The organism is Bradyrhizobium sp. (assembly GCF_049798375.1).
Lineage (GTDB): Bacteria > Pseudomonadota > Alphaproteobacteria > Rhizobiales > Xanthobacteraceae > Bradyrhizobium.
Map to the genome: position 1 here is coordinate 1 of NZ_JBARGP010000477.1, position 6,472 is coordinate 6,472.

Consider the following 6,472-nt stretch of genomic DNA (forward strand, 5'->3'; position numbering starts at 1 on the left):
GATCTACGTACCGTCAGCCTGGACCGGCATGAGACCGATATCGCCGTTCGCCTCGGGCGCCCGCAGGACGGCGCCTTTCTGGGACGGCCGCTGGTGACAATGGGCTATGGCTTCTACGGCACGCCAAAACTCTGCCGGCGCCTCGAGGCCGGCGCCGATCCGGCCTTCGTCGGCTTCGACGAGGTGAACTCGCATGTCCCCGAGGCGGTCTGGTTGGCGCGTCATTTTCCGCGCGCGCGGCTGTCGTTTCGTGCGGGCAACCAGTTCGCCCAGGCCGCTGCCGCGAGGGCCGACGCCGGGCTCGCGCTGCTGCCGCATTTCGTCGGCCGCGCCGACAAGCGGCTGAGCCTGTGCCGCCTGACGCCGGTGCCCGCGCCGCGCGAGATCTGGCTACTGACGCGGCGGCAGGACCGCAAGGAGGTGTCGATCAGGACGGTCGTGGATACCTTGATCGCGATGTTCCGTCACGAGCGGGCGCTGTTCGAGGTCGCGGATGGATGATGTGGCGGAGCCTCGATCGCTCTCGGTGTGGCACAGCACCCTGATCGCGATTTTCATTTTTATCGTGGCCCATGCCGCGCTCCTGGTCGGTCTCGCGACACCGGACAAATTCGTGTTCGACGAGGTGCACTACGTGCCGGCGGCACGGCAGATGCTGCTGCCGGCGCCGCATGAGCCGGTGCTCAATCCGATGCATCCGCCGTTGGGGAAGGAGCTGATCGCGCTGTCGATCCGCAGCTTCGGTGACAACGCATTCGGCTGGCGCTATGCGGGGACGCTGTTCGGCGCGCTGGCCGTGATGGCGATTTATCTGTGCGGCCTAGCGTTGTTCGCGGCACAGGGACCGGCGCTCGCGGCCGCCGCGCTCGCGTTGCTCAACCAGATGCTGTTCGTGCAGGCGCGCGCCGCGATGCTCGACATCTTCGCGCTCGGCTTCGGCCTGCTTGCCATCGCCGCCTTCATGCATGGGTTTCGGCGGGATCGGCCGCAGATCTTGTTCGCGGTGTCCGGCATCTCGTTCGGCCTTGCGACCGCCTGCAAATGGAGCGGGTTGTTTCCGTGGACAACCGCGCTCTGCATCGTCGGCCTGGTCCGGATGCTGCAGCATTGGCAGACCTCGTTCGCCGACGCCAAGGAGGACGACTGGTATCATCCGGAGCTGTGGCCCGAGCTGTCGCTGCCGCAGATCATCCTCTGCTTCGGTGTCTTGCCGATTATCTGCTATGTCGCCACCTTCATTCCGCGCGACGGATGGTCGCTGATCGCGATCGCCGAGGCGCAGCATCGCATTTTTGCCGACAGCATCACCACGGCGATCCCCAGCCATACCTATATGAGCGCGTGGCCCACCTGGCCGTTGCTGGTGCGGCCGGTCTGGTTCCTGTTCGACAAGGTCGACGATCAGCACATCGCGGCGATCGTGCAACTCGGCAATCCGCTGGTGCTGTGGCCGGGGCTCGCGGCGCTGCTCGTCTGCGTCTATGATGTCATCGTCGCGCGCCGCAGGGCTGCGTTCTTGATCGTCGTGTTCTATCTCGGCTGCTATCTGCCATGGGCGCTGCTGCCGCGCGCCCTGAGCTTTATCTATTACTACCTGCCGTCGGCGACGTTGTTGAGCTTGGCATTGCCCTATGCGTGCTTGAAAGCGCGCCGGCCGTCGTTGGCGCTGTGGGCCGTCGTTGCCATCGCGTTGCTGGGCTTCGTCGCGATGCTGCCGGTCTCGGCGGCGTTCGTTGGCACGTCGATGGCGACGTTCGGTCGCCTGATGCTGTTCCAGAGTTGGATCTGACGGGCGCGCGCTTCGAATCCTGCGATGAGACGGAGCGCAATCGCGTCGTTACTTCGCCGCGGTCCCGGCTTCCATGTTGACCACCTGGACGCGACGGTTGACCGGATCGGCCGGATTGGCGGTATCCTTCAGCTTGGTCTTGCCGTAGCCGACGGCGACGAGATCCTTGCCGGCAAGGCCGTATTTCGCGACCAGATAGCGCTTGATGGTGTCGGCGCGGCGCTCCGAGAGATCCTGGTTGAAGCCGTCGCTGCCGACACCGTCGGTATGGCCGGCGACCACGAAGGTCGCGTCTTTCAGGCTGGGATCGGACAGCGCCTTGCCGAGTTCCTGCACGGCCGGCATCGACGCCTGGCTGATCTCGGCCGAGTTGTAATCGAACTGGATCTCCAGATCGATGTTCGGCTTGGTCGCTGCGACTTCGGCAATCTGCTGGCGCTCGCCGAGCGACAGCGAACGGGTCTTGCGGTTGCGCACGCGGTTGAGCAGCGCCGCCTCCTTGGCCTGGGCCGCCGGGTCGACGCGCTGGCCGGCTTGCGGGCCGATGGTGATGCCGCGCGTCGAAGCCTTCGGCTTTAGCGCATTCACGATTTGGTCGGCCGACATGGTGGCGTCGCCGGCCAGCGCCAGCCCTGATGTGATCGACAGCACAGCGCTCGCGACACATATTTGGCGTCCGTAATTTTTAAGAAAATTCGTCATCGTCGTCGTCCTCGAAAAGCGGCAAAGTCTTGATGGCAATTGGGTGCGCGAACCATAGAGCGGGTTCAATCCCGCCAATGTGATCGCCATCACAGGCGGAAGCGGCCGCGCCGGCCCACGTCAGTGTTTCACAGCTGCAGACAGGCCGCAAAGCCGTCGTGGGATCGACGACCTGTCGACACCAAAACGGCCACATACCGCTTTACCCGACTCGCCGATCGAGGAAGATTGCAGGCAAGATCGCGGCGATGGTCGCGATCCAAGAGCAAGAAACCAGACGGGCAAAAGCAGCATAGTGTTCAATTCCACGCGCAGGCATGGCGACTATCAAGGGCAGCGTTCGGGCAAGGCCGATCAGACCGGTTCCAATGACGCGATGCCAATCCTGGTCGGGGCGTCGCTCATCGCCATTGCCATTCTGTTGTCGACTCTGATCACCGCGCTCGGCGGTCGTTATGTCGGGCTGGAGAGCCCGACGGATGACACCGCCTGGCTGGTCGACCGGCTGACAGGGCGGGTCTACAAGTGCCAGGCTGCCGATCCGGGCCGTGCCTCTTGCGCCGCCGACGTCGCGACCGGCAGCATTCCGCAAAAGCAAAAGCCTTGAGCCTGATAGTATCGGGCCTGACAGCAGCAGCCGAATCCCGCTACAATCGCGGGTGATGTCCACGCCCGAACAAACCTTCCCGCTGACCAAGCTCCAGGCCAGGCGCATCTGGCTGCGCGCCCAGCGTCTCGATGCCAAGGCGCCGCTCGGCGATGGCGCGCAGGCCGTGACTGCTGCGGTCGCCCATCTCGGCTATGTGCAGATCGACACCATCAACGTCATCGAGCGCAGCCACCATCACATCCTGTTCACGCGCATTCCGGCCTATCGCCGCGCCGATTTGAAGCAGGCGCAGAGTGTCGACAGAAGCGTGTTCGAATACTGGACCCATGCGCTGTCCTACGTGCCGACGCAGGATTTCCGCTTCTTCCTGCCGGCGATGCGGCGCCATCGCCGCGACGGCCACCGCTGGCTCACATCCGTCAAGCCGGACGACATGCGCAAGGTGATGCGGCTGCTGCGGCAAAACGGGCCGCTCACCATCCGCGACATCGACGATGACGTGCTGACCGAGAAGGAGCATTTGTGGGCGAGCCGCAAGCCGTCGAAACGGGCGCTGCAGCTCGGCTTCTATCGCGGCGAGGTCACCGTCGCCGGCCGCGACGGCATGCTCAAGACGTATGACCTGACGAACCGGCACTTCGGCTGGGACAGGCCGCCGAAGCCGGCGACGGAGACCGAGGTGACAGCCTATCTGCTCGACCGCGGCTTACGCGCCCAAGGCGTGGTCAGCCTTGATTCGATCTGCCACCTCGACGCACCGCGCAAGGCCAAGATCGCGCGGCTGATCGAAACTCGGGTGCGGCGTGGCGAGCTGGTCGCTGTCGATCTCGAAGGCGCGACTAAGCAGCTGCATTGGGCGCGTCCTGCTGATCTGGAGCGGGAGGCCAGTGAGGTCCCGCCGGAGCGGGTCCACATCCTGTCACCGTTCGATCCCCTGATCATCCAGCGCAAGCGCACCGCCCTCATCTTCGACTACAGCCATCGCTTCGAGGCGTATGTGCCGAAGGAGAAACGGCTATTCGGTTATTTCGCGCTGCCGGTGCTGGTCGGTGAGGAGATCGTCGCCGCGCTCGACATCAAGACCGATCGCGCCAAGCGGAAGCTGTTGATGCAGAAGTGGAGCTGGGTCGGCAAAGGCAAGTCCGCGAAAGGCGATGCGCGCAAGGAGCTCAAGCGCCGGATCGAGGAGGAGCTCGATCGGTTCGCGCGGTTTCAGTTGGGGGATTAGTCCGCTCAAATTCCATGTGGTCCCGGCCGGGCGAAGAAATCGTAGGAGGGTGGAGCGAAGCGATACCCATCATTCCCAGTCGCGCAAGCAAGATGGGTATCGCTGCGCTCCACCCATCCTACGGATCCTTCGACCGATCGCCCAATCAACCGCCACGCCCAGCAAAACCCCGGCGCCATAGGCCACCAGATCCCACAGCGAGAAGATCCGCCCGAGCAGCAGCGCGCCGGCCAGGGTGAGGCGGAAAGCGTCGAGCCAGGGCGTGTGCACCAGCCGGATCAGTTCGACGACCACGGCAATCGCCATGGCGATGAGGGCCAGCCGTGGCCGCGACAGGCGCGGGCGCAAAGCGGCGAGGAGGAACAACACCATCGTCGCCCACAGCGCCGAGCCGCCATATTTGACGACACCAGCCGGCAGGCTGAGGCCGCGCCCGAACACACGCAAGGACAGTCCGAGTGCGATCACGGCCAGCGTCAGGCCAAGCATCGTCCCGGTCCGGCGGGCGCATGGCAGCCCGACAGGCGCCGGCGGGGCTCGAGATGGTCATGCGCACCACAGCTCTTTCAAAACACATCGCGTTGCGGATAGCGGCACGATTCCAATTGACTCGGCCCGAGCGATGCTAAAAACCCGCGAGCAACCGAGCAACAACAAACTCCGGGGGGAAGTCCCATGAGCCCGTCCGCCGCCTCAGCTGTCGCCCGAGCAAGCGAAATCGAGACCTCGACCATCCGCGCCATCTCCTGGCGGCTGATCCCGTTCCTGGTGCTTGCCTATTTCTTCTCCTATCTCGACCGGGTCAATCTCAGCTTCGCCGCGCTGCAGATGAATGCCGAATTGAAGTTCACGCCGCTGATCTTCGCCTGGGGCGCCGGTATTTTCTTCATCGGCTATTTCATCTTCGAGGTGCCAAGCAATCTGGCGCTGGAGAAGTTCGGCGCCAGCAAGTGGATCGCGCGCATCATGGTGACCTGGGGTATCATCTCGGGCTTGATGGCGATGGTCTCGGGCGAATGGAGCTTCTATGTGCTGCGCTTCCTGCTCGGCGTGGCGGAGGCGGGGTTCTTCCCCGGCATCATCCTCTATCTCACCTATTGGTATCCGGCGCAGTATCGCGCGCGCTTCCTGGCGGCGTTCGCGATCGCAGTTCCGATCTCGACCGTGATCGGCGCGCCGATTTCGGGCCTGCTGCTCGGGCTGGACGGCGCGATGGGACTGAAGGGCTGGCAGTGGCTGTTCGTTCTCGAGGGCGTCCCCTCGGTGCTGCTCGGCATCGTCACCTGGTTCTATCTCACCGATCGTCCGCAGCATGCCACCTGGCTGTCATCGGAGCAGAAGGCCTGGCTGGCCGCAAAGCTGGATGCCGAGACCGCTGCCAAGCAGACGACGCATCAGATGACGCTCAGTGATGCGCTGTCCTCGCCCAAGGTGATCATGCTCAGCCTGATCTATTTCGGCTTTGTCGCCGCGCTCTACGGCATGCAGTTCTGGCTGCCGACGATCGTCAAGGCCTTCGGCCTCACCAACGCCCAGACTGGCTTCGTCACCGCGATTCCTTACGTGTTCGGCACCATCGCGATGATCCTGTGGGCGCGCCATTCGGATGCAACGCGTGAGCGCGTCTATCATGTCGGCCTGCCGATGTTCCTGATCGCGATCGCGCTCGCCGTCTCCAGCTACATCATCGATCCTTCCGTCACGATGATCGTGATGACGGTGGCTGCAATCGGCGTGTTCTGTGTCTTCGGCGTGTTCTGGACGCTTCCGACCGCGTGGCTATCGGGCACCGCGGCGGCCGGCGCGATCGCGCTGATCAATTCGATCGGCAACCTCGCCGGCTTCGGTGGACCGTATCTGATCGGATGGATCAAGGACTCCACCGGCTCGACCGCCAATGGCCTCCTCGCGCTATCAGTGCTGCCGCTCATTGCGGCCGTGCTGGTGTTCGCCGGGGGCCATGAGAGCAAGGCCGAATTCGCAGGCCAGACGCCGGCTGAGTAACGCGCTTTATTCCGTCATTCCGGGGCGACGCATCGGCGTCGAACCGAATCTCGAGCTTGTCTTGCGTTCGTTTCCATCACATCGGGCTTCCGGGTTAGACGCTAGCGCGCGTCCCGGAATGACGACGCTTGGCCCGTTA

Annotated in this window: 7 protein-coding genes; 5 read left to right on the forward strand and 2 right to left on the reverse strand. The window is 64.0% G+C overall.

Annotated features, from left to right (window positions below; all coding sequences use genetic code 11):
- Together WA702_RS19645 and WA702_RS19650 are read left to right on the forward strand one after the other, a co-directional pair.
- On the forward strand, window positions 1-501 hold a 501-nt coding region (locus WA702_RS19645), incomplete at its 5' end, for a LysR substrate-binding domain-containing protein (RefSeq protein ID WP_425112203.1).
- A complete protein-coding gene (locus tag WA702_RS19650; protein ID WP_425112204.1) occupies window positions 494-1,789 on the forward strand; it encodes a phospholipid carrier-dependent glycosyltransferase in 1,296 nt (431 codons plus the stop codon). The genes WA702_RS19645 and WA702_RS19650, both read left to right, overlap by 8 nt.
- 48 nt (window positions 1,790-1,837) lie before the next feature.
- Here WA702_RS19650 and WA702_RS19655 read toward each other — a convergent pair whose 3' ends face one another.
- Complete coding sequence (locus tag WA702_RS19655; RefSeq protein ID WP_425112205.1) at window positions 1,838-2,491, reverse strand: OmpA family protein; 654 nt, start codon at window positions 2,489-2,491, stop codon at window positions 1,838-1,840.
- Window positions 2,492-2,867: 376 nt separating this feature from the next.
- Between WA702_RS19655 and WA702_RS19660 the strand changes: the two genes are divergently transcribed.
- Complete coding sequence (locus WA702_RS19660; protein ID WP_425112210.1) at window positions 2,868-3,098, forward strand: hypothetical protein; 231 nt, start codon at window positions 2,868-2,870, stop codon at window positions 3,096-3,098.
- A gap of 55 nt (window positions 3,099-3,153) precedes the next feature.
- Window positions 3,154-4,329 carry a winged helix-turn-helix domain-containing protein gene (locus tag WA702_RS19665; protein ID WP_425112206.1) on the forward strand — a complete coding sequence of 392 codons (1,176 nt, stop codon included), beginning with the start codon at window positions 3,154-3,156 and terminating at the stop codon, window positions 4,327-4,329.
- A 69-nt stretch (window positions 4,330-4,398) separates the two neighbouring features.
- On the opposite strand, the gene WA702_RS19670 is transcribed toward WA702_RS19665, so the two are convergent.
- Window positions 4,399-4,818: a DUF2809 domain-containing protein gene (locus tag WA702_RS19670; RefSeq protein WP_425112207.1), complete on the reverse strand. Its 420-nt coding sequence runs from the start codon at window positions 4,816-4,818 to the stop codon at window positions 4,399-4,401.
- A 186-nt stretch (window positions 4,819-5,004) separates the two neighbouring features.
- Here WA702_RS19670 and WA702_RS19675 point away from each other — a divergent pair, with 186 nt between their 5' ends.
- Window positions 5,005-6,333, forward strand: a complete 1,329-nt coding sequence (locus WA702_RS19675; protein ID WP_425112209.1) for an MFS transporter — start codon at window positions 5,005-5,007, stop codon at window positions 6,331-6,333.
- Window positions 6,334-6,472: the final 139 nt, after the last annotated feature.

Excerpts from the sequence above, each read along its gene's own strand:
- WA702_RS19650 (WP_425112204.1), top strand. The coding sequence starts at position 494 with ATGGATGATGTGGCGGAGCCTCGATCGCTCTCGGTGTGGCACAGCACC.
- WA702_RS19655 (WP_425112205.1), bottom strand. The coding sequence starts at position 2,491 with ATGACGAATTTTCTTAAAAATTACGGACGCCAAATATGTGTCGCGAGC.
- WA702_RS19660 (WP_425112210.1), top strand. The coding sequence starts at position 2,868 with ATGCCAATCCTGGTCGGGGCGTCGCTCATCGCCATTGCCATTCTGTTG.
- WA702_RS19665 (WP_425112206.1), top strand. The coding sequence starts at position 3,154 with ATGTCCACGCCCGAACAAACCTTCCCGCTGACCAAGCTCCAGGCCAGG.
- WA702_RS19670 (WP_425112207.1), bottom strand. The coding sequence starts at position 4,818 with ATGCTTGGCCTGACGCTGGCCGTGATCGCACTCGGACTGTCCTTGCGT.
- WA702_RS19675 (WP_425112209.1), top strand. The coding sequence starts at position 5,005 with ATGAGCCCGTCCGCCGCCTCAGCTGTCGCCCGAGCAAGCGAAATCGAG.